The sequence below is a fragment of the Bacillus smithii genome, from assembly GCF_001050115.1.
GTDB lineage: Bacteria > Bacillota > Bacilli > Bacillales > DSM-4216 > Bacillus_O > Bacillus_O smithii.
In genome coordinates, this window is sequence record NZ_CP012024.1 from 1,249,305 (window position 1) to 1,275,712 (window position 26,408).

Here is a 26,408-nt window from a genome sequence, read left to right on the forward strand (position 1 = left end):
TTGTTTGAAATCCACCATCCCCGATCTTTATTATCTATCATTGTAATCATTACTATTTTCTTATAAATTTTGAAAGATGAAAATGTTTTAGATGTAGTAGTAACAAATTAGCCATATTTAGTTCATAATTTGTTCACAAAAGATCGACCGTTGTGTTTTAATATTATATTGACGGCTTTTTATCATTTATTAGGGTGGGAGTCATAATGAGATCGACCTATTTTGAAAGAGAATTTCCAAAATTTTAGAAGAATGGCTAGAAATAACATCTATAATCATTTATATTAAAAAATAAGAACATTTTTGTTCTTTGACAAGGAGGAAAAATCGGTGTCTAATACTCGAGCCATTACCACGACAGAAAAAAATGCTCCTGAAACAACTGCCTTGAAGGATTTCATGGCGTTGATCAAAATCGGCATTGTAAATTCCAATTTAATTACAACGTTTACCGGAATGTGGCTGGCGTTCCACTTCAATAACATCCATTTTTTGACCCAGCTCGATACCATCTTTTTTACGATGTTAGGAACTTCCTTGGTCATTGCCGGGGCGGCAAGTTTGAACAATTATATTGATCGTGATATCGATCCGTTCATGGAAAGAACGAAATCACGTCCAACCGTCACGGGTAAAATCAGCAGTGGAAAAGTCTTGGTCATGAGCTTTGCTTTTATTATTTTGGGAACGATTAGCCTTTTTATGACAACGTTTACTGCTGGAGTGCTGGGAATCATCGGCGTATTTAGCTATGTTGTTTTATATACACTCTGGACGAAAAGACGTTTTGTCAGCAATACGGTTGTAGGCAGCATTTCAGGAGCGATTCCGCCGTTAATCGGATGGACCGCTGTTGATCCCCATATGAATTTGATTGCCTTTATGTTATTTGTCGTTATGTTCATTTGGCAGCCCCCTCATTTTTATGCTTTGGCTATGAAGCGCTGCGAAGAATACCGTGCTGCCGGTATACCGATGCTTCCTGTTGTAAAGGGATTTGACGTAACGAAGCGTCATATTGTTTTGTGGGTTGCGGCCTTGTTGCCTCTGCCATTCTTCATGACGTCATTAGGTCATTTTTTTGTAATTTTTGCCACTATATTAAACTTGGGATGGTTAATTCTTGGCATTTATGGATATAAAATGAAAGACAGTTTGAAATGGGCACGTATCATGTTCATCTATTCCTTGAATTATTTAACGATTTTATTTGTAACGATGGTGATTGTGACTGTCGTGTAAGACGAACTAAGGGGTTGGGAGTTCTTTCTTTTCACGAAGAAATCCAAATAGAGGACTAGTCAACTTGACTAGAATCCAATGAAAGAGGGGTATGATGAGGCTATGAAAGCAAGGCTAAAAAAATGGCGTCTGTTTGCTGTTTTAGCTGTTTTGGGGCTGATACTTTCCGGCTGTGGGGAGCCGTTTCTATCAGCTCTGGATCCAGCTGGCGAAGTTGCTCAAACGCAATTTGATTTGATGATTTTGAGCACTGCCATTATGGTATTGGTTATTTTAGTTGTTGTAGTGGTTTATGTAGTGGCCATTTTTCGCTTTCGAAGAAAAAAAGGGGATGAAGACAAAATTCCGAAGCAGGTGGAGGGGAGCCATAAACTCGAACTGCTTTGGACGATTATTCCGATCATTCTTCTTTTGATTTTGGCCGTACCGACGGTTTCCGCTACTTTTAAATTGGCCGATAATAAAGGTTTAAATGATAAGGATGGAAAAGGGAACCCAAAAGCGGTGGTCGTCAATGTGCGAGCCAATCTATATTGGTGGGAATTTGAGTATCCTAATCAAAAGATTATTACAAGCCAAGACTTGGTCGTTCCTACTGATGAAAAAGTGTATTTTCGCGTGAAAGCCAGCGACGTAAAGCATTCATTTTGGGTGCCGGCTGCTGGTGGAAAAATGGATGCGAATGTCGACAATGTCAATACGTTCTGGCTGGAGTTTGATGGTAAGAAAGCAAAAGAAGCAGGAAACCTCTTTTACGGAAAGTGTGCTGAACTTTGCGGACCTTCCCATGCTTTAATGGATTTCAAAGTGAAGGCTATTCCTAAGGATGAATTTAATCAATGGGTCAAAGATATGCAGGCAGCTAAAGTGACAACCCCTTCTGATCCAGTCGCTGCACAAGGTCAAGAGATTTTTAAACAAAAATGCCTCAGCTGTCACGCGGTCACGCCACAGGACAATCGGCCTGAGCAAGCCCGAACTGCTCCGAATCTCGCCAATTTTGGAGAGCGCTCTCGTATTGCCGGAGTCCTTGATCACAACAAAGAAGAGTTGAAAAATTGGATACGTGATCCCGAAAAATACAAACCCGGAAATAAAATGACGGGTGCGTATGGACAATTAACAGAAGATCAAATTGACAAGCTGGCGACATACTTAATGACGCTTAAAGTGCAAGATTAAATGGGTTATCAAAAAAGGAGGGTTAATCTTTGAGTACAATAGCTGCCAAGAAAAAAGGTTTCGGCGCTACTCTTTGGGATTATTTAACGACTGTGGATCATAAGAAGATTGCCATTCTATACTTAATGGCCGGCGGACTGTTCTTTCTGATAGGCGGTGTAGAGGCCCTTCTCATCCGCATTCAACTTGCTGTGCCGAATAACGATTTCGTCAGTGCTGGAACATACAATGAATTATTTACTATGCACGGCACAACGATGATTTTCTTAGCCGCCATGCCGCTGTTGTTTGCTTTTATGAATGCAGTGGTTCCGCTTCAAATCGGAGCTCGTGACGTAGCTTTCCCGTTTTTAAATGCGTTGGGATTTTGGCTGTTCTTTTTTGGAGGACTTTTTTTAAACCTATCGTGGTTTTTAGGAGGAACGCCTGACGCCGGATGGACTTCTTATGCTTCGCTTTCTCTTGCGTCAAAAGGCCATGGCATTGATTTCTATGTTCTTGGTTTGCAAGTATCAGGATTTGGTACGTTGATTTCTGGAATTAACTTTCTTGCCACCATCATTAATATGCGGGCACCAGGAATGACCTACATGAGAATGCCGCTGTTTACATGGACTACGTTTGTTGCCTCTGCTCTGATATTATTCGCCTTTCCGCCTTTAACCGTAGGAATCTTTTTATTGATGTTTGACCGCTTGTTTGGAACTAATTTCTTTGATGTTGCAGGCGGTGGAAATACGATTATTTGGGAACATCTTTTTTGGATTTTCGGACACCCTGAAGTGTACATTTTAATATTACCGTCCTTTGGTATATTTTCAGAAATATTTGCCACTTTTTCGAGGAAACGGCTTTTTGGCTATTCGTCAATGGTATTTGCAGTCGTTTTAATCGGTTTCTTGGGGTTCATGGTGTGGGCTCACCACATGTTTACGGTTGGGCTAGGTCCGATTGCGAATGCGATTTTTGCCGTTGCCACTATGGCGATTGCTGTTCCGACAGGAATCAAAATATTTAACTGGCTTTTGACAATGTGGGGGGGGAATATCCGTTTTTCGACTCCTATGTTGTATGCGATTGCATTTATTCCTTCATTTGTCATTGGCGGGGTTACAGGTGTTATGCAAGCGGCTGCGCCGGCTGATTATCAATATCACGATTCCTACTTTATTGTCGCGCATTTTCATTATGTCATTGTCGGTGGCGTTGTATTTGCCTTGTTGGCCGCTGTTCACTTTTACTGGCCTAAAATATTTGGCAAAATGTTAAATGAGACTCTTGGGAAAATTACATTTGTGCTCTTTTTTATCGGTTTCCATCTTACATTCTTTATTCAGCATTTCCTTGGTTTAATGGGAATGCCGCGCCGAGTATGGACGTATTTACCCAATCAGGGCTTTGATACTCCAAACTTGGTCAGTTCAATTGGGGCCGGTTTGATGGGAATTGCCGTTTTCATCTTACTGTTCAACATCATCGCTTCCACAGCCAAAGGAGAGAGAGTCGGCAATGATCCGTGGGGAGATGGACGGACAATTGAATGGGCCGTTTCTTCGCCGGCGCCATATTATAATTTTAAACAAACACCACTGATTCGTGGATTGGATGCTTATTGGCTGGAAAAAATGGAAGGGCGCAATGAACTGACGCCCGCTGAACCGATCGGTGATATTCATATGCCGAATTCATCCATACTTCCGTTCTTCATCGCTTTTGGTTTATTTGTTGCTTCTTTCGGCGTAATGTATCATGCTGATTCACCGTTGGGAATTCCAGTGTTGTTCGTTGGCTTGGCCATCACATTCGGTTCCATGTTGATCCGTTCCGTGAAGGACGATCATGGCTACCATATTCACAAAGAAGAATTGTTGGAAGATTCGGAAAAGGGGGTTAAGGCATAATGGAAGCGGAACAAAAGTTTACGCCGCAAACATGGCCCGAATTGCCTGAAAAAGCGACCATTGAAGGGAAAAATAAATTTCTTGGCTTTTGGTTGTTTCTTGGAGGCGAGACCGTCATGTTTGCCTCCCTTTTTGCAACATATATCGCTTTAAAAGATAAAGTTCCAAATCCTAATCAAGCGCATGCAAAAGAATTATTTGAATTGCCGCTCGTATTTACGATGACGATGCTTCTTTTAACAAGTTCCCTTACCAGCGTCTATGCCATTTACCATATGAGGAATTACAATTTTAAGCGCATGCAGGCTTGGCTGTTCATCACTGTACTTCTTGGAATAGGCTTCTTGGTAGCGGAAATTTATGAATTTAATCATTATGTTCATGAATTTCATCATACTTTTACCAGCAGTGCGTTCGGTTCGGCTTTTTATACATTGACCGGATTTCACGGAGCCCATGTTACTTTTGGATTGTTATGGATTTTGACATTAATGATTCGCAATGCGAAACGCGGCTTAACTCTTTACAATGCACCGAAATTTTATGTAGCCAGCTTGTATTGGCATTTTATTGACGTCGTGTGGGTGTTTATCTTTACTGTCGTATATTTGATGGGAAAGGTGGGATGAATGATGACGGATCAACCTGTCAATCAAGAAAATTCAAGAATCGACTATAAGTTTCGAAGAAGAAGAAATGCGGAAGAAATGAGAATGCAGATTGTGTCCTTCACGCTGATGCTCTTTTTAACGCTGATAGCGTTTGTGGCCGTTGGGGCGGGTTTATCGAAATGGTTTGTGCTGCCATTTGTCTTGCTGCTGGCCTGCATACAAGTGTTGTTTCAAATATATTATTTTATGCACATGAGTCATAAAGGCCATGAAGCTCCTTCACTATTTTTCTGGTCCGCAGTCTTCGTCGCATTTTTAACTGTATTGACGTTTGCGACGATTGTTTGGATCTAAAAAGTGAAAATGACGGATAAGAATGACTATTTTATCCTGATGGTAGGACTTTGTATTGGCCTACTGTTTCACTCATCTTTTGATGGATGCGGTGTGGGAAAGATTGAAGAAACGAAAAGCCAGCCATAACGGTTGGCTTTTCGGCTCATTCGATAAAACGGTAAAACCATAACGCAAAGGCAGCGAAAAATCATAAACTTGTCAATTGTTGCATTGTTCCTGTTTGGCAGAGAAAGTATAATGATATTATGGGCAATTGACGGGAATGAGGGGATGAAGCAATGCCAATCACAATATTTGGGTTTCAAGCGTTGTGGAGCCCGTATTTTTTGATGGCCATACTTTTGATGACAGTCTTTTACCTTTTGCTGATGATCAAATGGAGAAATGTTTTTCCGAACAGTAAACCTTTGACCAAAAAAGAATTATTGCATTTTATTCTGGCCATGGTGATTTTGTATGGTATTAAAGGCTCTCCCGTTGATTTAATGAGCCATATTATGTTTTCATATCACATGGTTCAAATGGCCATTCTTTGCTTGGTTCTGCCTCCGATCCTCATAAAAGGAATTCCGGTATGGTTTTGGAAATACATAATTGAATTGCCAATCATCAAGCCGATTTTTTCGTTATTGACAAAACCATTAATGGCAGCGATTGCTTTCAACGGGCTTTTTTCCTTCTACCATATTCCAGCTATTCTTGATAAGATTAACAAGAACGGGATCTTTCATGGGCTTTTCACGGTTGTCTTATTTGGATTTGCCCTTTTTATGTGGTGGCCGCTGATGAATCATTTGCCCGAACATTCGAATTTGATCGGATTACGCAAGGTCGGATATTTAATCGCTGATGCCGTACTTTTGACCCCTGCTTGCGGATTGATTATTTTTTCCGGCCATCCCCTATATAACACGTACAGCGATCCGTCTTCTTGGCTGCAATCGATGCAATTGTGCGTTCCAACCAACACTCTAAATGGTTTGGAACTTTCCGGCCCCGAGCTGTTTTCCAATTTGCCGGTAATCGAAGATCAACAGCTTGGTGGAGTGTTGATGAAAATTATACAAGAAGTTGTTTATGGTATTGTGCTGGCCCGAATTTTCTTTGATTGGTACCGAAAAGAACAGCTTGAAGCCGATCAAATTACGGAAGCTTCTCTTCGTGAGCACCAAACGAAATGGTAGCTTAAATGAAATACGCTCAATCGGAAAGAAGATTCCCAAGAAGGGAGTCTGTTCCTTTTTAAAAGGAGCCTTTCTTATAGAACCATAAAGTGTGCCCGGTTTAAAAAACATAACGGATGGAACGAAACATCATCCGGTTCATTCCCAGAGTTTTGTCATAGTCCTAAATAGAAATGCGAATGGTTATGTACATAGTAAAATGGTTAAGAAGAGAGGAGAAAGGAAATGACGCTTCCTATTTTACCTACCATTAGCACATCTTGCATTGTCATAAGTGCCGTACTAATCGGTATCGGTTGGATCAAAATTGTACAAGGAAAAAGAGATACTCATCAAAAATTGATGACGGCAGCCGCCATTTTTGCGTTGACCTTTTTTATCATTTACTTAAGCAGAACTTTGTTTATTGGCAACACAGCTTTCGGCGGTCCCGCTAATATGAAAGTTTACTATACGATTTTTTTGATTTTCCATATTTTCCTTGCGACAATCGGGGGGATTTTTGGAGCTGTTACCCTTTGGCTTGGCTACAAAAGCAAATTTGAAAAACATCGGAAAATAGGACCTGTTACGAGCATTATCTGGTTTTTCACAGCGATTACTGGGATCGCTGTGTATTTGCTGCTTTACGTATTTTACAAAGGCGGCGAAACAACTTCGATGCTAAAAGCGATCTTGGGGTATTGAGCATTATTTAGGTGCTGAAATCTAAAGAAGCGCAAAGCCGACTGAAGGTTGGCTTTGCGCTTTTTCTACACGGCGAAAGATTCAATCTCTTTTTTGACGGCGGAAAGAACGGATTCACATTCTTTCACCAAATATTCGGGATAATATTCGTCATCACCATATTCTATCCCGTGCGGATAATAATGTTTTCCAAGAATGGGTGTCATTAACTGAATGACGGCATCATGAGCCCCCACATCGCCTTCTACGGCATATCCTTGGACGCGAAGATAATATACGCCTTCTTTTAATTCAAATTTGCGATCGTATGTGACACGTTCATAATCCCACTGTCCCGCACGAATCAATCGATGTTCTTCCATAATTTCGTCCAAGCGGTTTAAATCTGCTTTGTATTTTTCTAAACCAACATTTTCAAATTTCATGGACAAATCCCCCCAAAAAAGAGTTTTAAAGAAAATTGCGAAAAGTCCATTATCTTATTTTTATAATAGTCGAAAAAAATTCTGCTTGCAAATATATCCAAGACATTTATTCAATCCATCTTTTTTATTTTCTATCGCATAAAATATTTTATGAATGATTTTCTCTGCATTGAATGTGGAACAATAGACGTAGATTTTTCGAATGCGATCATGTATGATTCTAGTGATTAAAAGAATATCCGTAAATGTTTGGAACAAGCGAAACGTCTCTTTAAAATGTTCTTTTCTGCACGACTGAGGACAACTAGTTCGGGATAATGATATTTGATTGTGACGAGTTTCAAAAGCAAAGTCTCACAAAAGCGAAAGTGGGATTTTCGATAGACGGCTTGGTTATGAAGGCTGGCATCCGAACGATTACTTGTTGCAAGCTTGAAAGAATTAGAAGGAGGGAAATGATTGCGAACGATTTTGAGAGTCCTTGTGGTTTTGAGCATCATTCTGGTGATGGGAGTTTACTTAAATCAATATGCTGAGAACTGGGGATTTTTACAGCCGCCGCTGCAAGACAACTCTCTTAAATGGAAAGGAAGCGAAGAGAAACGATCACAAGAAACACATGTGGCTGAAAAATTGCCGAAAGAAAGTTTAGCTTTTTTTATCGGAAAATCCGAACAGCAAGTCATTTCTAAATTTGGGAAACCGGTCCGCATCGATCCAACGCAATACGGGTATCATTGGTGGATTTATCAAAATCAAAATTCGTATATACAATTTGGCGTCGAACAAAATAAGGTGGTTGCTGTCTATGCCATTGGCCATGATGCAAACGTACAGCCGTTTAAAATTGGACAACGGATCGACGATATTTTTCGAACCTATTCCATGAATCCTGAAATCGTGATTAAAACTAGTGCGGGGAATTATCGATTTGAACTGTCGGAAGAGGATTTAAACCTTCAGCCGTTAGTAAAAATGGGGGGGATTTACGCTCAATTGTATTTGGATAAATTTTCAGGGACGCTATCCAGTGTACGATTTGTCAATGAAGAAATTTTGCTTCGCCAAAAACCGTATGAGCTGATATACCAAGGAGAACTTCCTGAATGGCCGAATCCGACGGCTGGTCAATGGAACATGATCGAAAAAGGTGAGCAACGACAGATTTTTGATATAACGAATATGATACGAAAAGAGTTTCATCTAGAGCCGCTGAAGTGGGATGAAAAAACGGCAAATGTCGCGTTCGGGCACAGTAAAGAAATGAGCGATAAAAATTATTTTTCGCATGATTCACCGTCACAAGGAGATCTAGCGACGCGTTTAAAAGCAGCAGGGATTCCTTATCAGATGGCGGGTGAAAATATTGCTGCCCATTACGTTGACGGTCCTGCAGCCGTACAAGGATGGCTGAATTCGGAAGGCCATCGGAAAGCACTTCTGGAGAAAAATTATTCGCACTTAGGAGTCGGGGTTTACAAAACTTACTATACACAGGATTTTATTCAAAAAGAAAAATGGTAGAGGAAGTATATTGCAAACTTCCTCTTTTTCTTTCCCATTCATGATTCCCCTAATTAAAACGCTTTCGTTTTATCGAATCTTGACGATAAAAAATGTCCCAGTAGCGTGGGCAATTTTTTTTCTATTGTCCAGATAGACTTCCCCTTCTACTACAATCGTTTTTGTGCCTTTATGTATGACGTTTGCAACGGCAGTAAGGCTATCTCCCTTACCTGGGGCGATATAATGAATGTTTAAGTTGGAAGTGACCGCTCCATGACCATCAGGGGCCACATGGCTTGCTATTGTTCCCATCACGCTGTCCAAAAGAGTTGCCGTAATCCCCCCGTGAACGATACCTAAATGGTTATGAATAATTTCAGTAATAGGTATCGTGATTTCGCAATTGGAATCGGTTACGTTTTTTTGCATTCCAAGCAATCTTCCTAAATAAGGTTCATCGGAACCGATATAATTCTCATATCTTTCCAACAGCTCTTTAAGAATGGTTTTTTCTTTTTCGTTTGTTTTCTCTATTACTTGTTGAAATAACTGGAACAATGGTTCTTTCATTTTGAGCGATCCCCCCTGAAAAAGTTTTACTGTTGTTTTTCTATCTTATCACGAGATAGAAATCTTGAGAATCACTCTTTTAAGTGAAAATCATACGATGTAGTAAATGGGAAAAACAGGAGGTGATGGTTCCTTGGGCCAAAAGCAGCTGCATCCTCAAGTATTGAAATTTAAAGAATTTGTCAAAGCACACCCGAAAATTATTCAGGAAGTCAACAATAAGGATAAAACCCTCCAAGAATTTTTTGAGGAATGGTATCTGCTTGGGGAAGAAGATCCTCTCTGGGACAAATATAAAGAGAAAGCTGCTGAGCGTTCGGAATCAGATAAGCCAAAAAGTTCCAAGTGGACGGAAACGATTTTTACATCGCTTAAAAAAATAGATCCCAATCAGCTTCAGGAGCATCTCTATCATATGAATCAGGCCATTGGTGCGCTTCAAAATTTGTTGGCGCAGTTTCAAACTAATTCTTCTGCAACCCCATCTCCAAAACAATCTCCCAACAGACCGGAACAATCTTTCTTCGGTTTTCGAAAAGACTAGAAGAAAAAGGAGGAACGTTTGTGAGAAAAGAAATAGTTGATTATATTTATTCCAGAAATGAATTGAGGCAATTCTTGAGGGAACAACCGCAATGGTACCGAATTTTAAGCCGCAGACCTGAGGATTTAGAAAAATTTGAGATTCAATCGCTTCATTATTTTAAAAGGACGATCCCTCATCAAATGGAAAAATTTTCAAACGGCATTCAAATAGCAAAGATGATGATGGGCATGCTGCCATCCATCCAGAATAATGGAAACCAAGAACCGGCGGAGTGATAACGGTTCTTTTTATTTGGATCGTTCAAATGTCTAGAAGTGAATGGAATTTCATTCTTTATTTTAATGATTTTGCTGGTTCCTGCCTTCTGTCGTCATACACCAAAATGAAAATGATGGAGTTTTAACTCAACGTTTACTTGGTAAGAGAAAACAACTGCGGAAAAGCTTTTCAACTTTTTTGTATAAATGAAGATCGCTGGTAAAAACTATAAAAAAAGCACTCATTATGATCATCGATGCCATTTTGATTGGAAAAGAAGGGGAGAGATTAGACGGTTAAAGCTTTGTCAGGGAAAATAAAGGGATCTTCTCTTGCACTGAATGATTGTTTTCCGTTGTCCGATAAAGAGAGTAAATTTGTTTGCATCTTGTCACTTTGAAGACAAACGAACAGCTCGACGGCTGAAGATACAGTTGTCATCTTGACTTGAATCAAACTTAAATTGGACCATTTCGTTTTTCGTGTTGAAAAAGCTCTTCAACGGTTTTCTTTATCGAACTTCCTCAATGCAACCAATGTCCAGGGGATGAAAAGTGCCATAAAATTGAGAGTCTATGTTAACGAATTCAATATCTAGAAGGGAGGAAGTACAGGAAGTGTTTTTGCGAATGCAAAATCCATATAGTTCCTCCACATATAGTGGATCACTGCAACCCCAAGGGAGGGATCCTGTACGATTCTTATGAAGAAAATTGTTTTTATCATTTTTTTCGTTTTCATTCTTGCTTCTTGCCAGCAAAATCCGGATGTTTCGAAAACACATTCGTTAGAACAGTCGGCAAAGGCCGCCGGACAAAAGAATCCTTCTCTGTTTGTTGTCCGCCATGTCGTACGATCAAATGATCTTTATGTGGAATGCTTTGTTCCTGATATTACTTTTATGACAAAATCTAATCAAAAAAAGCGGGGAAAAGCAGTTGTTTCCATCGATGGCGTTCGCTACGGAGAATACAGAACGGCTGCTTTTATCATCGAATCGCTTCCTAGCGGCACACATTTAATCAATATCGAAATAAAGGATACTAACAATCATCCTTTAGGATTAAGAAAGCAATTTTATGTGACCGTGCCTTGATTCTTTCCTTCCATCCAAAAAACGTGATAAAATGAAGGCACGGAGGTGAGCTGTATTGCTTGCTGCAACATTAGAAACGATTGAAATAATAGAAGAAGCCGAGAAATTGGCTGAGATGATTGTTCAATCTGATATCGCCGAACAATATCGAAAGTGTTACGATCGACTATATACAACTCCATCTACTAAAGAAAAAATCAACCGCTTTTCCAGGTTGAAAGAACGATATGAAGAAGTACAGCGCTTTGGACGCTATCATCCTGATTATGCGGATGTGATGAAAAATATCCGTGAAGCGAAAAGAGAAATGGATCTGGATGAAAATGTCGCAAATTTTCGGAAAGCGGAAAATGCATTGCAACAATTATTGGATGAGGTCAGCCTGTTGATTGCTCATTCCGTGTCACCGCATATTAAAGTACCGGTTGGTAACCCCTTTTTCGAGAAATCATCTGGTTGCGGGTGCGGTTCAGGAGGAGCTTGCAGCTGCTCTGCGTAAATTTCATACTTTCAAAAAAGCAAAGCAACAAACGCGTGCTTTGCTTTTTGAATCCCTTAAACAGGCGCCTAAGAACATTGATTGCAATAAAAAACTATGATAGACTGAATGTGAATATTCTGAAAAATGAGGAGATGCTATGTTTACAGCAAGACAAGCGATGATCGTTTGGCTCTATAGTTTAAAACAAGCCAAGACGTTAAGAAGATATGGAAATGTCCATTATGTCTCAAAAAAAATGAAGTATGCGGTTGTGTACTGCAACCAAGATGAAATAGAAGACTGCATGAAAAAAATATCCACATTACCCTTTGTCAAAAAAGTAGAGCCTTCCTTTAAACCTTTTTTAAAAACGGAATTCGAAAACTCAAAACCGGATAAAGCAAAAGAATATGATTATAAGATAGGCTTATAAAGGGAAAAAAGGGGAAGTCCTCCCCTTTTTAATTCATCGATCCGTTTTTTGCAGCATTCGCTGCAGAGAAAAAATTCCAAGATACATAGAAGCCTTTTGAACGAGGTCTTTCTTGGTTTCCTGTTTCCATTTTTTATTGAAGAGGCGGAATATAGCGATTCATCCGCAAAATGCCGATAAGATATTGATAAAACAGTTCTTTTTCGGCAAAAAATGTGGACGGTTTTACATCTAACTCAATGATTTCCTTCCCAAGCGAGGTCGCCGCACTTTTAAAATCATTCCATCGTTGAGAAGATTTATGACTAGGATGAGGAATGCCTTCTCTGCAAATATACAAAGGCTGAAACTCGCCTCGTTCTGTTGGATTCAATACGACGACAAGGGACGTTGCGGGACGGTCATCAATGGTCGTGTGAAAAGCCATTAAATGAGCTAAGCGGTGCTGATTGGATTTCGCAATTTCAATTAATTCATATAGATCGGAATAGCCTTCTCCTAGTTCAATAAATCGTTGAATCATCTTCATCCTCCGTTCTCGTTGTCATTCTCTTTCATTGTAGCGCGACTGCTTCTAGAGCTCAACATGACAATCTGAGGAGAAACGATGAATCCAAAAAAAGAGAAAAGGAGAAAAGCGCGGAGATTTCAAGAAAAGCGGACAATTTGCTAGTTTTAGGATCTTGAAAAATATTTGTCGAAAACGTCCATCAAGAATACTATGAGCGCTTATCGACGGCAGAATGTTAACAAAAAAAACCTGCAGGATTTCCTGCAGGGCCCTTCTAATTCCTAGTAAAAGGATAGAAGGTAAAGGGAGAGGAGAAACCGGAGGAAGAACTTATGGGGAAACGTAAGTCTTCTCCGCGGTTGACAACAACACCTTCCTTTTTGGTGCTGTCACTTTTATTGTTCCCGTTTTCTTTCGATTTATACGTAAAGAATGGAAAGCATCTGCCATAAGAAACAATGAGAATGATGATGAAAACGCTTCCTAGTGGCGATGATGATCAAATTATGTTACCATGAGAAAGAATTTTTATAACAATGGTGAGTAAACATGCGAGTTATTTCTGGAATTTGTAAAGGAAAACAATTGAAAGCTGTTCCCGGAAAATCGACTCGACCGACTACCGATAAGGTAAAAGAAGCGATTTTTAATATGGTAGGACCATATTTTTCCGGAGGTATTGGTCTAGATTTGTTTGCAGGGAGCGGCGGGTTAGGCATAGAAGCCTTAAGTCGGGGATTCGAAAAAATGATTTTTGTCGATAAAGATTCAAAAGCGATTCAGACTATCCATGCCAATATCGACTTTTGTGGTTTCCGGGAACAAAGCGAAGTATATCGAAATGACTCTTTTCGAGCTTTGCAAGTTCTAAAGAAAAGGGGAATCCGATTTGATGGTGTGTTTTTGGATCCACCTTATAGAAAACAAAAATTGGAGGAGCTTTTGAGTATTTTTAATAATGGATACATAAAAGAAAATGGCTTTATCGTTTGTGAACACAGTAAAGAAGTCACGCTCCCTGCCCGATCAGGAAATCTTCGGCAATGGAAACATGAGACTTATGGAATCATTGGGGTCACCATTTATCGAATGACAGAGGACACAGAAGAAAAGGGGGATTAGAAATGACAAGGATTGCCGTATGTCCAGGGAGTTTTGATCCGATTACAAACGGTCATCTGGATATCATTCAAAGAGGAGCGAAAGTATTCGATAAGGTATATGTAGCGGTACTTCACAATTTTGCAAAAAAACCGTTGTTTACAGTGGAAGAGAGGATGGAATTGATCCGTAAAGTGACAAAACATATACCGAATGTGGAAATTGATTCTTTCCATGGTTTGCTTGTAGATTATGCCAAAAGCGTCAATGCCAATGTCATTCTAAGAGGCCTCCGAGCTGTTTCTGATTTTGAATATGAGATGCAAATCACCTCGATGAACAAATTTCTCGATGAAAATATTGAGACTTTTTTTATGATGACAAACAACCAATACTCCTTTTTGAGTTCCAGCATTATTAAAGAAGCAGCAGAATATAATGCTGAAATTTCGGCTCTTGTTCCAAAAGAGGTAGAGAAGGCGTTAAAGGAGAAATTCAAAAAATTGCACAACGGTCAAAAGTAGCGAACAAAACCAGCCATTGTGGAAGGGATATTCCTCCGTAATGGCTGGCTTTGCCTTAACGTATTCGTTCAGGAAAAGAACGGCGAGCGTAGAGAAATAAATAGACCACTAGTGCGCAAATGGTGATGAAGGGGCCGTTGTTTTCAAACCAGTGAAGCAAAGACATGGATTGACTTCCACTTCTGAAAACCGGAAGGGAATGAAGGGTTTCTCCATTTTTGAAAAAGTGCTCGTATAAAAGCGGCCAAAGCAAAAAAGCTATCGTCGAAGCATAAATGCCGTGAAGCAAACGAGCAAAGAAAAAGGGTTTAAAGCGTATATCCGTTTGCGCCAAGATGCTCGCCACTTGTGCTTGAACACTAAATCCGTTGAAGGCCAGAATAAAGCTGACAAGGACTGCTTGTTCAATCGTCGGTACGTGGGGGACTTGGCTGATCATTTGGCTGCCAAGCGTAATTTCAAACAATCCTGATATAAAAGGGATGCTTAAGCTTGCAGAAAGCCCGAACAGGGAAAAAATGGCTTGAACGATTTGACTGACAAAAGACGTAATATGTAGAAGGTACAATAGCTTATTGACGACGGAAAATAAAATAATAAATCCGCCGATCATCAAAAGAGTTTGAATGGATGACATAACGGAATCTCCCAATAGTTTTCCGATCGGTCTGTTTTCTTTTATTCTTGTTTCATGCAAGGCGTGAAACGCTGCTTTTAAGAGAGAGGTTTGCTTATTCTTTGTTCTTTTTTCTCTCCGGTCTTCTCCGTAAAATCTCATGGTTAAACCAACAAGAAAATTCCCGCAATAGTGAGAGAGAGCTAGAATGACGCCGAGATGGGGATTATAAAAAAATCCTACTGAAACGGCTCCAAAAATAAATAACGGGTTAGAAGAATTCGTGAAAGACACTAACCTTTCTGCTTCATTTCGAGTCAGCTGTCCTTCCTGGCGCAACCTGGCTGTCAGTTTTGCCCCTGCCGGAAATCCGGATGCAATTCCCATCGCCCAGACAAATCCACCGGCACCTGGTACGCGGAACAAAGGGCGCATTAATGGCTCTAGCAAGACACCGATAAATTTGACAACTCCAAAGCCGATCAACATTTCACATATGATAAAAAATGGAAGCAGGGAAGGAAATACTACCTCCCACCACATATTTAATCCTCTAATGGATGCTTCAAACGCCTCTTCTGGAAACGCAATCAAAGAAAACGTAAAGATGGTCGCCATTAGCGCTAAAACAGCCGTTTTTAATTTGGAAGGGGTCAAGTTCTGTACCTCCTATCTGAAGTTTCGCTCTTAAATGGCAGGGAAAGGTAAAAGATAGGGAAAAAGATGACTGCCGTGAAATTCTTGTCCTGATAATTCAATATACTCATACGTTTTTGAAATAGACCATATGATAACAAATGAGTTGAGCCGAAAAAGAAATACCGGAAATGTGGAAGCTGATAGAAAAGGAGGTCGGAGAAGTTTTGGCAAAACCTAAGATCGGTCTTGCTCTCGGATCCGGGGGAGCAAAGGGATTTGCCCACGTGGGGGTGTTAAAAGCATTTCAAGAGGCTTCCATTCCTATAGATATGATTGCAGGCAGCAGTATGGGTGCTCTTGTCGCGAGTTTTTATGGTGCGGGCCACAGTATGGAGCAATTAAGCAAGTTTTCCTTAGCGTTTCGGAAAAAGTTCTTTTTAGATTTTACTGTCCCTAAAATGGGATTGATTGCGGGCAATCGAATCAAAGACATGATTCGTTTATTGACTCATGGCAAAAATATTGAAGACTTAATGTTGCCCGTTGCGATTGTCGCCACGGATCTGAAGCAAGCAGAAAAAGTGGTATTCACGAAAGGTCCTGTAGCGGATGCCGTAAGGGCGAGCATTTCCATTCCCGGAATCTTTGTCCCAGAAAAATGGAACGGTAAACTATTGGTGGACGGTGGGGTGGTCGATCGTGTCCCTGTTTCGGTAGTAAAGGAAATGGGGGCGGATATTATCATCGGGGTTGATGTGTCGGGAGTGAAAAAAGGGACGGATATTTCGACGATTTATGACGTCATCATTCAGAGCATCGACATTTTACAGCTAGAAGCGATGGAAAATCGTACGGTAGAATCACATCTCATGATCAAACCACCAGTAGAAAAATTCAATTCGCGAAGTTTTACCAATATCCAAGAAATTATTCAAGCAGGTGAAAATGAAGCCCGCAAAAAGATTCCTGAAATTTTAACTATTATAGACGACTGGAAGGAGAACCATGAGGGTGAAACGAACTAAAAAGTCATACTTTTTTTTATTTATAACAGGATTATGTTTAGCTGCAGTGCTATTTTTCCCTCTTCCTTTTTATATTACGGAGCCGGGAATCGCCCATGAACTGGATTCGGTCATCAAGGTCGAAGGCGGGACAAAGGAAAAAGGAGAACTGATGCTGACTACAGTGAAGATTGTAAAAGCCACTCTTCCGACTTATTTGTTGGCTTCTATTCGCAAGTATGAAGACATTATCCCGGAAAAAGAATTGTTTGGCGATGAGGAAACAGATGAAGAATACAATGTCCGCCAACTATATGATATGAACAGCTCAAAAAATAATGCGATCATGGCCGCTTTCCATAAAATCAAACGGCCGTATCGTACTGACTTTAAAGGAGTGTATGTGTTGGATGTTTTTCCTGATATGCCCGCAGAAAAGGTATTAAAGCCAGGAGATAGGATTATTGCGGTAGACGGCAGGAATTTAGTTTCATCCTCGCAATTTATGAAATATGTCCAATCTAAACCACCGGGTACACAGTTGAAAGTCACTTTTGTTCGCAAAGAAAAACAAATCACAAAACCGATCAGTACAATGAAATTCCCTATGCAGAAACATAAAACTGGCATTGGAATAGGATTAATGGACGATATAAAAGTAACCACTCATCCTAAAGTGACGATCAACACGAAAAACATTGGCGGACCTTCTGCAGGACTCATGTTCAGTTTGGAAATCTATAATCAGTTAGTGAAACAAGATATTACAAAAGGATATAAAATTGCTGGTACAGGGACCATTTCTCCGGATGGAACCGTTGGTCGAATTGGAGGAATTGCTTATAAAGTAGTGGCCGCTGATAAAGCTGGAGCGGATATCTTTTTCGCTCCTAATGATCCAATCCCGAAAGAATGGAAGAAGAAGCACCCGGAAATACAAACGAATTATCAAGAAGCGGTAAAGGCGGCAAAAGATACGAAAACGAATATGAAAATTGTTCCCGTCAAAACGTTGGATGATGCCCTTGATTATTTGCAGAAACTAAAACCAAAGGAATGATGAGATACAAAAAAATGGAACGAGAACCGGGATGCCTCATCATTTTGGATCAGGGCCAAAAACAAACCCTCCAAACGAAAGGAAACCTGTTTTTCATTCCATCTTCCGTTTGTCTCTTCATTTCTGGTGAAGATATAACCAATTAAGGGATGATGACCGGGGAAAAGAGAAGATCGCTGTTAAGCAGCGCTGAACGTTTGTTTGAAGGCAATCCTATTGCGAAAATATTAGTCGCTTTTATATCAGCTGTAAGCAGATTCCGATAAGCGGACGCCTTGGCGATCAATGGAATCTGTAATGTTTTTTTTACATTTCTTAAATATTCCCGCCCTTTTGATGTCATCCCTAGCACTCTGATATAGGAAGGATAGTCTGATTCAGCCGCCATCTGTTCTTTTGAAGCATGAGTTAAAATATGTACGCACATTCGTTGCAGGCGTGTCCATGTATATCGCTTTGTTTTAACGGATTCCATAAACTGTTGGAAAGAAGTGGATTGATGGGCCGCCTCGATCAGCCGATATTCAATTCCTTCTTCCACTTCGTAGATCGACTGCAGTTCTTCCGGCTTGGCAGAAAGCAATTGATATTGCAAATAAGGCCAATACAATTCCCAATGATGGAGAACTCCGAAAGTGGATAGATATTTTTTTAATTCGGTAAAGGTCGCGTTCGGAACATAGGGTTTTACACCGTCTAACCGAACACCATTTGGATGAAAAATAGAATGGCGAATCCCGGTAGCGCTTGCTATCGACTTGTTCGGTTGTTTATCGTGGTATCCGGCTCCTTGGCGAGGGATCGTATACGCTTTCATGTCCGGTGACAGTCGATTCTTTGCTTTGATGTATTGAAGGCCCAAAATATTATTGGGCTTGGACGTATCTAAAAGAGAAACGTTTTTTAAAACATTTTTCATGGCCAGTGATTGAGCCTTTGGGTAGCTTATGCCCGTTTTGATCCATTTTTGTACTTCGTTTTGAATCTGTTCATTTTGTTCTTCCAACAAGTTGGCCGTTTTTTCAAACGCTTTGATATCCCCTGATTCGCTTCCAAAACAAAAACTGTCCACACCGAGCTCGTGTAAAAGAGCAATGGCTCCGAAAGCAAAGGTTTCGGCCTTCTGAGTGGCAAAATAATAAGGGAGCTCCACGACAAGGTCAACTCCGGAATGCAGGGCCATTTTTGCCCTCGCCCATTTGGAAAGGAGTGCCGGTTCCCCTCTTTGCAAAAAATGGCCGCTCATCACGGCGATCAGCACTTCAGCGCCTGTTATTCGTTTCGTTTGCAAAATATGATGCAGGTGGCCGTTATGAAAAGGATTATATTCAACCACAATTCCAGCACTTTTCATGTTTTCTCATCCTTTGAAAGCAAATTGTTATTTTCATTCTAGCGGGGAAGGATGGATGGATCAACAAAAAGAAGATAATAGATGAAAAAGTGGTATACTAAGAATAGTTTTCTTTATCCTGTAAAGAAAAAAAGTTGACAATCATATAAGGGGAATATATAATTATTTCTGTTGCCTTGAGGTGATTTTTTTGAAGTGGTCCGTTGCACAATTACGAAAAAATCGTGATGACTTTATCATTGACGAGACGGTAGAGATACCGGAATTAAAACAAATGGATGAACAAATCCGCGATCTTTCCCCCGTACATATTACGGGAAGAGCTGATATAAGTTCTGAAAAAGTGACGTTTCATCTTCATGTCACGGGTCAATTTATTCTTCCGTGCGCTCGGACGTTGGTCGATGTACCGTACCCGTTTGCGATCGATTCAACCGAGATATACGTCTTGAAAGAATGGCCCGGACAGGATTGGGAAGATGAAGATGTCCATAAGGTTCAAGGGGATACGCTGGATTTGTTGCCTGTCATAAAGGAAATGTTATTGGCAGAAGTGCCATTGCAAGTGATTAGTGAAGATGCGAAGAAGAAAGAACTTCCATCAGGAAAAGATTGGAAGCTGTTGACGGAGGATCAACTTCTTCAAGAAGAAAGCGAAAAAATAGATCCACGTTTGGCAAAGCTGGCTGATCTTTTTGCTGATGACAAATAAACCGAGAAGAACCAGCTTATTCTGGCCTTCATAGATTATAGCTCTCTGTAAGGAGGTGGGAAAAATGGCAGTACCTTTTAGAAGAACATCTAAAACAAGAAAAAACAAACGTCGTACTCATTATAAATTGCAAGTACCAGGAATGGTAGAATGCCCAAACTGCGGTGAAATGAAACTTGCTCACCGTGTATGTCCATCATGCGGAACTTACAAAGGAAAAGAAGTTGTGAATAAATAATCTTCAAAAAACGCGAAGGAAGTTTATCCTTCGCGTTTTTTGCATGGCTGCAAAGAGAGCTCTATAATCCGTGTAATGACTGGTTCGCTTTCAACCAAAATGTTCTCAGTGATAAAGGTTTTGGAAGGATGTGGAATAAAACTCCTGACATCCTTTACTCTTTGACGTGTTCAGGGGGTGACTTAGCTTTTGAAATCATGCTAAATTACTTCCCGGTTGTTTAAACGAAAAACAAATTAAAAATGTGCAGGTCTTATCTTTTCAAAATAAAAAAGAAATTTGAACGTGAAACAGTCTATCACTTCTACTACCAACATATGTATTACTATAAAGCGGAACTACTACCGGCTTTTTACGAAGGAAAAACTTTTAGAGCCGGTTTTGCGGTTTTTAAGGCTCTATAAACTGATAGTGGGGGGATAGACTTGTCTGCAATGCGTCAAGATGCATGGACTCAAGATGAAGATGTTTTGTTGGCGGAGGTGGTATTGCGGCATATTCGTGACGGAAGCACGCAATTAAAGGCTTTTGAAGAAGTTGGAAAAAAGCTTTCCAGAACAGCCGCTGCTTGTGGCTTTCGGTGGAACTCTTATGTAAGGAAACAATATCAATCGGGAATCGAACTGGCCAAAAAACAACGAAAACAAGTAAAAAAAGAATTTTTGCATGAAAATGAGGCAGGCACCGATTCTTTAGAAAATTCTAATTTAAAAAGCAATGATACACAAACGGCTGACGAAATCATTGTTTATTTGACCGAAAAGCTAAAGAAGGCTGACCAATATGATCAGGTTGTAAAAGAAAAACAATTGCTAGGAAGGGAAATAGAGGCATTGACGGCGCAATTGAATGAAGAAAAAAAACAATTCGAACAGCTGAAAACAAAATATGATCAATTGGAAGAGGATTATCGTTCGCTTCTGTATATTATGGAAAGAGCAAGGAAATTAGCGGTAGATGAAAGAAATTAAACGTCGAAATGAAAAAAGGACGGATCAACCGGGAAACACTTGATCCGTCTTTCTTTTCATCAGCTTATTTTTTTTGTGCTGATGGAATCGGGTATCCAGACAAGGCGGGAAGAGTCTTCAGATAATGATTGGAACCCCATTTTGACCCAAAAATCTTGTGATTTTACACGAGGTCTTGTCACAATCGGCAAATTGAAATGTTTGGCATAGTCCACAAGCATTCGTCCATACCCTTTAAATTGGTATTGTGGAAGCACTTCTAATTTCCAAATTTCCAAATGCTTATCATATTCTTGAATGGCGCCATCCAAGTGGCCGTCTTTCACATATAAGCACATGCGTGCAACCAATTTGTCTCCAAAGTAGATTCCGTAAAAAGGAGAAGCCGCTGCGTCTTCTACTAAGGAATATTCCAATTCTTCCAGCATGGAAAGTTCTTGAAGCCCGTATTCTTTAAATTGAGTGAATTCCTCTAATGTTTTGAAATTTACTTTTAAGTTTTCCACTTTTATTGTCATAGGCGAAAACCCCCTTGTTTATTGAAGGATGATCCATCTATACAGGTGAAAAAAGCGATATGGGATATTTTGAGTTTATTTTCTTAATTTTATTATATATGATTCGATTGAAATATGTAAACGTTTTCTCATCTGCGATCCGGGATGGCCATCTCGCCAAGGAAAATGGTTATCAAAGAGTTGGCATTCTGATAAAATGTGTATGAAGTGAAGAAAAGATGATATTGGTTGATGAAATCAGACTTTGGAAAAGTTTTAAATGAACGAAATAAAAGAGCATGAAAGCAGAGAGGACTGCAGACAAGGGGAATGGATGATGAGCATAAAAAGTGAAATGAAAATTGGTGTCATCGGCGGCGGTTCTATCGGGTTATATTATGCTGCCAATCTATCAAAATGGTTTCCGGTAACCCTTTATACAAGAACATCCAGACAAAGCAAAGCCATTCAAGAAAATGGAATCACCTTAAGAGAAAATGGTCGTGAGAAAAGAGCGATCGTACGGGTCAAACAATTGACCGAGGCGGATTCGATTGACGAGGATCTCTTATTAGTTGCTGTGAAACAATATCATTTACAAGGGATGGTCCCGTTTTTCCAACAATTGTCCCCGGATGTCTCGTTATTGTTTTTGCAAAATGGGATGGGCCATCTTTTTCTTTTGGAACAGCTTCCTCAAAAAAATGTCTTTTTAGGAACCGTCGAACACGGTGTTTTGAAAGAAAAAGATACTATCGTCCAAGTAAGGGGAAGGGGAATAACCAATGTGTCGGTTTATCGGGGATCCCGGCAATTTCTTGAGCATTTCGTGTCGCAGACAAATGGGTCGTTCCCTTTCCAATTTCATCAAAATTATCAAAACATGATGATGGCAAAACTATTGGCTAATGCCATGATTAACCCGCTAACAGCTGTTTTGAAAGTTCCGAATGGAGAATTGATCAAAAATCCGTATTATCATCAGCTGTTAACGGCCATGTTTACGGAACTGGTGTCCGTGTTTCCAAAATATGAATCCGATGCCACATTCAACAAAGTGTTGGAAATTATTCAAAAGACGGCGGAAAACCGTTCATCTATGTTGACGGATTTAGAGAATGGGAGAAAAACAGAAATCGATGCCATTTTAGGATATGTGTTGAAGATAGCTGAACAAGAACAAATCAGCACTCCTATGATTCAAACCGTTTATTGGATGATAAAAGGGCTTGAGAATCATTTGGACCTCGATTAATGATTAAGGATCCTTTCCAAATTTGTCATAAACGTGGTATTTGAAAACGACATGCCTGAAGAAGGAGAGTACATATATATGAAACTGGAAAACATTCAAATTCCAGCGATCAACTTATTTGCTTCATCTTACTTAAAACAAGAAAAACCGGTTGTGGATTTTTTTCATTATCGTTTATCTGATCCTTATGTTTTTGAAAAAAGACTAAGAGAACTTGAAAACCGGACTTTTTTGCGATATGAATTAGCCGGTTGTCTGGAAAAATATATGGAAGATTTTTTACATATTCCCGCTGTTCAGCGATCCATTCACAAGTTGAAGCTCCCACATTCGGCGGTGGTTTTGGGCGGACAGCAAGCGGGGCTAATGACAGGCCCTCTTTATACCATTCATAAAATCATTTCGGTTATTCGCTTTGCCGGTCTGCAGGAGGAAAAGCTAGGCGTACCTATAGTGCCTGTTTTTTGGATTGCTGGAGAAGATCACGATTTCTTGGAAGTGAACCATCTTTATGTTCAAAAAGGAACGAAAATGGAAAAGTTCTCTTATACGGAAAGCGTTTTAGGAAAAAAGATGGTCTCTGATATCTCCTTTAATAAAGCATTGATGCAAAAGTGGGTCGAAGAGATTATACGGCAGTTCGGAGAGACAGAGCATACTAACGGTCTGCTTGACTTGCTTCGGGAAGCCATTGAATGTTCAGAAACCATTACTGATTTTTTTCGCTACCTGATCGCCCGATTATTTTGCCATTACGGTCTTTTACTGATCGATTCAGCGTTTGAGCCGTTGCGCAAACTGGAAATCCCTTATTTTCGAAATATGATCCTCGAAAATGAGAGTATTACGGAAAAAGTGTTAGAGCAGCAATCGATAATTCGTCAAGCTGGATTTTCCAATATGATCGAATTGAGTGAGGAAGCGGCAAACCTTTTTCTATACGAATGTGGAGAACGAATTTTGCTTGAATACAATAAAGAGAAAGAACGTTTTACAGGTAAAAATGGCGAAATCGAATTGGAAATTGAACATTTGCTTGATCGACTGAAAACAGCTCCGCAATGTTTTAGCAATAATGTGGTCACGAGACCGATCATGCAAGAACAGTTGTTTCCAACGCTGGCATTTATAGCGGGGCCTGGTGAAATCGCTTATTGGGCTGAATTAAAACAAGCTTTTGAGTTTCTGGATATGAAAGTGCCGCCAATCCTTCCGCGTCTGAATATCACTCTTTTGGAAAGAAGTGTGGCAAGAGATCTTGAAGTGCTGGGAATAGATGTCAAAACAGCTATAGAATCGGGCATTTCCAGCGAAAAGAATCAATATTGGGATACTGTTCGAGACGATACTTTCCACGATTTGATCGAGACGACGAAAGAGGATTTAATGAAGCATTATGAAAAAATAAAAGACAGAGCCCGCAAAATGAATTTAGGCCCCCTTTCTCTTATAGAAAAAAATCTTGAATTTCATTTTCGACAGCTGGATTATCTTAAGAAAAAAACCGACCAAAACCTTATGGTCAAACATCAAGCCATTCTCCAAAAGTACGATCGCATCGAAAACAGCCTTCATCCGAACGGCGGTCCTCAAGAAAGAGTGTGGAACCTCTTTTATTTTATGAACCAATACGGTGTTTCCTTTATTCACGATCTAATGGAATTGCCGTTCACGTTTGACGGCACCCATCAACTAGTCAAAATTTAGATGCTTACAACGACCGGCTTTGGCCGGTTTTTTCTATTTTAATGGATTGTATGGAGCGGCCAAAACTGTCGATTCTTCGGAATAAAGAAGCGCCGCGCTTTTGGTTGAAAAGCAAGCGAAACTTATTTAGAATGTCATTCCGTTTTCTTCATGAAGCGGAGAAGATAAGTGTGAAGTGAGTATAGTGAAACGAGTGAACGAGTTATTTTCATAGACAAGAATATAAAAAATCAAATTGGAGATTAAAATTTTTTTCAAAAAGAGGAAATCTTTAATGTTTAAAGAAATAATTAGATGTGGAGAAAAGTGGGGGAATGTGGTACAGTTAGGTTAGAAAGTGGGGGCTCAGTGATGTTCATGGGGGAATACCGGCATAGCATTGATGCAAAAGGAAGATTGATCATCCCCGCTAAATTCAGGGAAGACCTTGGTGAAACGTTTGTTTTGACCAGAGGATTGGATCAATGTTTGTTTGGCTATCCCCTTCAGGAATGGAAAATATTAGAAGAAAAATTAAAAGCATTGCCCCTTACAAAAAAAGACGCACGAAGCTTCACGAGATTTTTCTTTTCGGGAGCAACGGAATGCGAACTGGACAAACAAGGAAGAATCAATATTCCCTCGACTCTTCTGCAATACGCTCAATTGGAAAAGGAATGTGTAGTTTTGGGAGTTTCCAATCGAATTGAGATTTGGAGTAAACCGATTTGGGAAGACTATTTTGCAAAGTCGGAAGAGTCTTTTACAGAGATTGCTGAGAATATGATTGATTTTGATATTTAGATTCGATTGGATGGATGTAAATGAATTTTGTGCATGAAACAGTTTTATTAAAAGAGGCAGTGGACGGACTGAATGTACGGCCCGACGGTATTTATGTGGACTGCACACTTGGTGGTGGAGGACACAGCCAATATTTGGCATCGAAATTATCGAAACGAGGACGATTAATTGCATTCGATCAAGATGTCACGGCACTGCAATTTGCTAAAGAAAAATTGGCTGATTATCGAGATCAAATCACTTTTGTCAAAAGCAATTTCCGATTCATCAAACAAGAATTGGAATCGATTGGATGCTATAAAGTAGACGGAATTTTATATGATCTCGGGGTATCTTCTCCCCAGCTGGACACGCCGGAGCGGGGGTTCAGCTATCATCATGATGCTCCTCTTGATATGCGGATGGATCTCGATGGGGAACGAACGGCATATGAAATCGTCAATGAATGGCCATACGAAGATCTAGTCCGAATCTTTTTCCGATACGGGGAAGAAAAATTTTCCAAGCCAATCGCCCGAAAAATTGAAGAAGCACGAAAAAAAGCACCAATTGAGACGACTGGCCAGCTTGTGGAGCTAATTAAGGAAGCCATTCCGGCTCCTGCTCGAAGAAAAGGCGGACATCCTGCCAAACGGGTATTTCAAGCGATCAGAATTGCCGTCAATGATGAGCTATCCGCATTTGAACAGTCGTTGAATGATGCAATTGAATTATTGAATCCCGGAGGACGAATTAGTGTCATCACGTTTCATTCATTGGAGGACCGCATTTGCAAGCAAATATTTAAATCGCTAAGTTCAGCTCCGGATTTACCTCCGGGTTTGCCGATACTTCCGGAAGAATACAGACCAAAATTAAAAGTGATAACGAAAAAGCCTATTGTACCAAATGAAGCAGAAATCATGAACAACAACCGTGCCCGTTCGGCTAAGCTAAGAATCGCAGAAAAAATCTAA

30 protein-coding genes are annotated in these 26,408 nt (G+C 40.0%); 24 read left to right on the forward strand and 6 right to left on the reverse strand.

Annotation, left to right across the window (positions count from 1 at the left end; genetic code table 11):
* Positions 1-330 precede the first annotated feature (330 nt).
* The 7 genes from cyoE to BSM4216_RS05945 all read left to right on the forward strand — a co-directional run bounded on the left by cyoE (position 331) and on the right by BSM4216_RS05945 (position 7,164).
* On the forward strand, positions 331-1,242 hold the full coding sequence (gene cyoE / locus BSM4216_RS05915; protein WP_048623077.1) for a heme o synthase: 912 nt from the start codon (positions 331-333) through the stop codon (positions 1,240-1,242).
* A 102-nt stretch (positions 1,243-1,344) separates the two neighbouring features.
* Positions 1,345-2,424 carry a cytochrome c oxidase subunit II gene (coxB, locus tag BSM4216_RS05920; RefSeq protein ID WP_003354442.1) on the forward strand — a complete coding sequence of 360 codons (1,080 nt, stop codon included), beginning with the start codon at positions 1,345-1,347 and terminating at the stop codon, positions 2,422-2,424.
* A 29-nt stretch (positions 2,425-2,453) separates the two neighbouring features.
* Positions 2,454-4,325: a cytochrome c oxidase subunit I gene (gene ctaD, locus BSM4216_RS05925; protein WP_048623078.1), complete on the forward strand. Its 1,872-nt coding sequence runs from the start codon at positions 2,454-2,456 to the stop codon at positions 4,323-4,325.
* Positions 4,325-4,954, forward strand: a complete 630-nt coding sequence (locus tag BSM4216_RS05930; protein ID WP_003354444.1) for a cytochrome (ubi)quinol oxidase subunit III — start codon at positions 4,325-4,327, stop codon at positions 4,952-4,954. Before ctaD ends, BSM4216_RS05930 begins: the two co-directional genes overlap by 1 nt.
* Positions 4,955-4,957: 3 nt before the next feature.
* Positions 4,958-5,290, forward strand: a complete 333-nt coding sequence (gene ctaF, locus BSM4216_RS05935; RefSeq protein WP_048624417.1) for a cytochrome c oxidase subunit IVB — start codon at positions 4,958-4,960, stop codon at positions 5,288-5,290.
* Positions 5,291-5,571: 281 nt separating this feature from the next.
* Positions 5,572-6,477, forward strand: coding sequence for a cytochrome c oxidase assembly factor CtaG (ctaG, locus tag BSM4216_RS05940; RefSeq protein WP_048623079.1), 906 nt, complete (start codon positions 5,572-5,574; stop codon positions 6,475-6,477).
* 225 nt (positions 6,478-6,702) lie between these two features.
* Positions 6,703-7,164: a DUF420 domain-containing protein gene (locus tag BSM4216_RS05945; protein ID WP_048623080.1), complete on the forward strand. Its 462-nt coding sequence runs from the start codon at positions 6,703-6,705 to the stop codon at positions 7,162-7,164.
* A 65-nt stretch (positions 7,165-7,229) separates the two neighbouring features.
* Here BSM4216_RS05945 and BSM4216_RS05950 read toward each other — a convergent pair whose 3' ends face one another.
* Entirely contained in the window at positions 7,230-7,589 is a 360-nt protein-coding gene (locus BSM4216_RS05950; protein ID WP_048623081.1) for a YugN family protein, read from the reverse strand.
* Positions 7,590-8,048: 459 nt separating this feature from the next.
* Here BSM4216_RS05950 and BSM4216_RS05960 point away from each other — a divergent pair, with 459 nt between their 5' ends.
* Positions 8,049-9,113, forward strand: coding sequence for a CAP domain-containing protein (locus BSM4216_RS05960; RefSeq protein WP_048623083.1), 1,065 nt, complete (start codon positions 8,049-8,051; stop codon positions 9,111-9,113).
* 69 nt (positions 9,114-9,182) lie between these two features.
* Here the strand turns inward: BSM4216_RS05960 and BSM4216_RS05965 are convergent, their stop codons facing one another.
* On the reverse strand, positions 9,183-9,665 hold the full coding sequence (locus BSM4216_RS05965) for a PaaI family thioesterase (RefSeq protein WP_048623084.1): 483 nt from the start codon (positions 9,663-9,665) through the stop codon (positions 9,183-9,185).
* A gap of 133 nt (positions 9,666-9,798) precedes the next feature.
* Here BSM4216_RS05965 and ylbD point away from each other — a divergent pair, with 133 nt between their 5' ends.
* From ylbD to BSM4216_RS05990, 5 genes are all read left to right on the forward strand, one after another.
* Positions 9,799-10,209 carry a YlbD family protein gene (gene ylbD / locus BSM4216_RS05970; RefSeq protein WP_053083227.1) on the forward strand — a complete coding sequence of 137 codons (411 nt, stop codon included), beginning with the start codon at positions 9,799-9,801 and terminating at the stop codon, positions 10,207-10,209.
* A gap of 20 nt (positions 10,210-10,229) precedes the next feature.
* Positions 10,230-10,487: a YlbE-like family protein gene (locus BSM4216_RS05975; protein WP_048623085.1), complete on the forward strand. Its 258-nt coding sequence runs from the start codon at positions 10,230-10,232 to the stop codon at positions 10,485-10,487.
* A gap of 686 nt (positions 10,488-11,173) precedes the next feature.
* Positions 11,174-11,566 (forward strand): lipoprotein, encoded by a 393-nt coding sequence (locus BSM4216_RS05980; RefSeq protein ID WP_048623086.1) that lies wholly within the window; start codon positions 11,174-11,176, stop codon positions 11,564-11,566.
* A 55-nt stretch (positions 11,567-11,621) separates the two neighbouring features.
* Positions 11,622-12,065 (forward strand): YlbF/YmcA family competence regulator, encoded by a 444-nt coding sequence (locus tag BSM4216_RS05985; RefSeq protein WP_003354456.1) that lies wholly within the window; start codon positions 11,622-11,624, stop codon positions 12,063-12,065.
* 139 nt (positions 12,066-12,204) lie between these two features.
* The gene (locus BSM4216_RS05990; protein ID WP_048623087.1) at positions 12,205-12,480 is read left to right on the forward strand and encodes a YlbG family protein; all 276 of its coding nucleotides are present in this window, start codon (positions 12,205-12,207) and stop codon (positions 12,478-12,480) included.
* Between the two features lie 133 nt (positions 12,481-12,613).
* On the opposite strand, the gene BSM4216_RS05995 is transcribed toward BSM4216_RS05990, so the two are convergent.
* A complete protein-coding gene (locus BSM4216_RS05995; protein WP_048623088.1) occupies positions 12,614-13,003 on the reverse strand; it encodes a DUF7147 family protein in 390 nt (129 codons plus the stop codon).
* A 537-nt stretch (positions 13,004-13,540) separates the two neighbouring features.
* On the opposite strand from BSM4216_RS05995, the gene rsmD reads away from it, so the two are divergent.
* Positions 13,541-14,113, forward strand: a complete 573-nt coding sequence (gene rsmD / locus BSM4216_RS06000; RefSeq protein ID WP_048623089.1) for a 16S rRNA (guanine(966)-N(2))-methyltransferase RsmD — start codon at positions 13,541-13,543, stop codon at positions 14,111-14,113.
* Between the two features lie 2 nt (positions 14,114-14,115).
* The gene (gene coaD / locus BSM4216_RS06005; RefSeq protein ID WP_003354460.1) at positions 14,116-14,616 is read left to right on the forward strand and encodes a pantetheine-phosphate adenylyltransferase; all 501 of its coding nucleotides are present in this window, start codon (positions 14,116-14,118) and stop codon (positions 14,614-14,616) included.
* A gap of 55 nt (positions 14,617-14,671) precedes the next feature.
* On the opposite strand, the gene ylbJ is transcribed toward coaD, so the two are convergent.
* Positions 14,672-15,889, reverse strand: coding sequence for a sporulation integral membrane protein YlbJ (ylbJ, locus tag BSM4216_RS06010; protein ID WP_156179223.1), 1,218 nt, complete (start codon positions 15,887-15,889; stop codon positions 14,672-14,674).
* Positions 15,890-16,059: 170 nt separating this feature from the next.
* On the opposite strand from ylbJ, the gene BSM4216_RS06015 reads away from it, so the two are divergent.
* The gene (locus BSM4216_RS06015; RefSeq protein ID WP_174521024.1) at positions 16,060-16,896 is read left to right on the forward strand and encodes a patatin-like phospholipase family protein; all 837 of its coding nucleotides are present in this window, start codon (positions 16,060-16,062) and stop codon (positions 16,894-16,896) included.
* Positions 16,877-17,935: a SepM family pheromone-processing serine protease gene (locus tag BSM4216_RS06020; RefSeq protein WP_003354463.1), complete on the forward strand. Its 1,059-nt coding sequence runs from the start codon at positions 16,877-16,879 to the stop codon at positions 17,933-17,935. The genes BSM4216_RS06015 and BSM4216_RS06020 overlap by 20 nt, the downstream gene beginning before the upstream one ends.
* Positions 17,936-18,077: 142 nt before the next feature.
* Here the strand turns inward: BSM4216_RS06020 and BSM4216_RS06025 are convergent, their stop codons facing one another.
* Positions 18,078-19,289, reverse strand: a complete 1,212-nt coding sequence (locus BSM4216_RS06025) for a nucleotidyltransferase (RefSeq protein ID WP_048623090.1) — start codon at positions 19,287-19,289, stop codon at positions 18,078-18,080.
* A 181-nt stretch (positions 19,290-19,470) separates the two neighbouring features.
* Between BSM4216_RS06025 and BSM4216_RS06030 the strand changes: the two genes are divergently transcribed.
* The 3 genes from BSM4216_RS06030 to BSM4216_RS06040 all read left to right on the forward strand — a co-directional run bounded on the left by BSM4216_RS06030 (position 19,471) and on the right by BSM4216_RS06040 (position 21,210).
* Positions 19,471-20,001 carry a YceD family protein gene (locus BSM4216_RS06030; protein ID WP_327832439.1) on the forward strand — a complete coding sequence of 177 codons (531 nt, stop codon included), beginning with the start codon at positions 19,471-19,473 and terminating at the stop codon, positions 19,999-20,001.
* A gap of 64 nt (positions 20,002-20,065) precedes the next feature.
* Positions 20,066-20,239, forward strand: a complete 174-nt coding sequence (gene rpmF / locus BSM4216_RS06035; protein ID WP_003354468.1) for a 50S ribosomal protein L32 — start codon at positions 20,066-20,068, stop codon at positions 20,237-20,239.
* Between the two features lie 425 nt (positions 20,240-20,664).
* The gene (locus tag BSM4216_RS06040) at positions 20,665-21,210 is read left to right on the forward strand and encodes an RsfA family transcriptional regulator (RefSeq protein WP_048623092.1); all 546 of its coding nucleotides are present in this window, start codon (positions 20,665-20,667) and stop codon (positions 21,208-21,210) included.
* Between the two features lie 59 nt (positions 21,211-21,269).
* Here BSM4216_RS06040 and BSM4216_RS06045 read toward each other — a convergent pair whose 3' ends face one another.
* Positions 21,270-21,728: an N-acetyltransferase gene (locus BSM4216_RS06045; RefSeq protein WP_048623093.1), complete on the reverse strand. Its 459-nt coding sequence runs from the start codon at positions 21,726-21,728 to the stop codon at positions 21,270-21,272.
* A 316-nt stretch (positions 21,729-22,044) separates the two neighbouring features.
* Here BSM4216_RS06045 and BSM4216_RS06050 point away from each other — a divergent pair, with 316 nt between their 5' ends.
* The 4 genes from BSM4216_RS06050 (at position 22,045) to rsmH (ending at position 26,408) form a co-directional block, all read left to right on the forward strand.
* Positions 22,045-22,962 (forward strand): 2-dehydropantoate 2-reductase, encoded by a 918-nt coding sequence (locus tag BSM4216_RS06050; protein ID WP_169799152.1) that lies wholly within the window; start codon positions 22,045-22,047, stop codon positions 22,960-22,962.
* Positions 22,963-23,040: 78 nt separating this feature from the next.
* Positions 23,041-24,669: a bacillithiol biosynthesis cysteine-adding enzyme BshC gene (gene bshC, locus BSM4216_RS06055; protein WP_048623095.1), complete on the forward strand. Its 1,629-nt coding sequence runs from the start codon at positions 23,041-23,043 to the stop codon at positions 24,667-24,669.
* A gap of 351 nt (positions 24,670-25,020) precedes the next feature.
* On the forward strand, positions 25,021-25,452 hold the full coding sequence (gene mraZ, locus BSM4216_RS06060; protein WP_003354473.1) for a division/cell wall cluster transcriptional repressor MraZ: 432 nt from the start codon (positions 25,021-25,023) through the stop codon (positions 25,450-25,452).
* A gap of 20 nt (positions 25,453-25,472) precedes the next feature.
* Entirely contained in the window at positions 25,473-26,408 is a 936-nt protein-coding gene (gene rsmH, locus BSM4216_RS06065) for a 16S rRNA (cytosine(1402)-N(4))-methyltransferase RsmH (protein ID WP_048623096.1), read from the forward strand.

Excerpts from the sequence above, each read along its gene's own strand:
- coxB (WP_003354442.1), top strand. The coding sequence starts at position 1,345 with ATGAAAGCAAGGCTAAAAAAATGGCGTCTGTTTGCTGTTTTAGCTGTT.
- BSM4216_RS05930 (WP_003354444.1), top strand. The coding sequence starts at position 4,325 with ATGGAAGCGGAACAAAAGTTTACGCCGCAAACATGGCCCGAATTGCCT.
- ctaF (WP_048624417.1), top strand. The coding sequence starts at position 4,958 with ATGACGGATCAACCTGTCAATCAAGAAAATTCAAGAATCGACTATAAG.
- ctaG (WP_048623079.1), top strand. The coding sequence starts at position 5,572 with ATGCCAATCACAATATTTGGGTTTCAAGCGTTGTGGAGCCCGTATTTT.
- BSM4216_RS05945 (WP_048623080.1), top strand. The coding sequence starts at position 6,703 with ATGACGCTTCCTATTTTACCTACCATTAGCACATCTTGCATTGTCATA.
- BSM4216_RS05950 (WP_048623081.1), bottom strand. The coding sequence starts at position 7,589 with ATGAAATTTGAAAATGTTGGTTTAGAAAAATACAAAGCAGATTTAAAC.
- BSM4216_RS05965 (WP_048623084.1), bottom strand. The coding sequence starts at position 9,665 with ATGAAAGAACCATTGTTCCAGTTATTTCAACAAGTAATAGAGAAAACA.
- BSM4216_RS05980 (WP_048623086.1), top strand. The coding sequence starts at position 11,174 with ATGAAGAAAATTGTTTTTATCATTTTTTTCGTTTTCATTCTTGCTTCT.
- BSM4216_RS05990 (WP_048623087.1), top strand. The coding sequence starts at position 12,205 with ATGTTTACAGCAAGACAAGCGATGATCGTTTGGCTCTATAGTTTAAAA.
- BSM4216_RS05995 (WP_048623088.1), bottom strand. The coding sequence starts at position 13,003 with ATGATTCAACGATTTATTGAACTAGGAGAAGGCTATTCCGATCTATAT.
- rsmD (WP_048623089.1), top strand. The coding sequence starts at position 13,541 with ATGCGAGTTATTTCTGGAATTTGTAAAGGAAAACAATTGAAAGCTGTT.
- coaD (WP_003354460.1), top strand. The coding sequence starts at position 14,116 with ATGACAAGGATTGCCGTATGTCCAGGGAGTTTTGATCCGATTACAAAC.
- BSM4216_RS06015 (WP_174521024.1), top strand. The coding sequence starts at position 16,060 with ATGTGGAAGCTGATAGAAAAGGAGGTCGGAGAAGTTTTGGCAAAACCT.
- BSM4216_RS06020 (WP_003354463.1), top strand. The coding sequence starts at position 16,877 with ATGAGGGTGAAACGAACTAAAAAGTCATACTTTTTTTTATTTATAACA.
- BSM4216_RS06025 (WP_048623090.1), bottom strand. The coding sequence starts at position 19,289 with ATGAAAAGTGCTGGAATTGTGGTTGAATATAATCCTTTTCATAACGGC.
- rpmF (WP_003354468.1), top strand. The coding sequence starts at position 20,066 with ATGGCAGTACCTTTTAGAAGAACATCTAAAACAAGAAAAAACAAACGT.
- BSM4216_RS06045 (WP_048623093.1), bottom strand. The coding sequence starts at position 21,728 with ATGACAATAAAAGTGGAAAACTTAAAAGTAAATTTCAAAACATTAGAG.
- BSM4216_RS06050 (WP_169799152.1), top strand. The coding sequence starts at position 22,045 with ATGAGCATAAAAAGTGAAATGAAAATTGGTGTCATCGGCGGCGGTTCT.
- bshC (WP_048623095.1), top strand. The coding sequence starts at position 23,041 with ATGAAACTGGAAAACATTCAAATTCCAGCGATCAACTTATTTGCTTCA.
- mraZ (WP_003354473.1), top strand. The coding sequence starts at position 25,021 with ATGTTCATGGGGGAATACCGGCATAGCATTGATGCAAAAGGAAGATTG.
- rsmH (WP_048623096.1), top strand. The coding sequence starts at position 25,473 with ATGAATTTTGTGCATGAAACAGTTTTATTAAAAGAGGCAGTGGACGGA.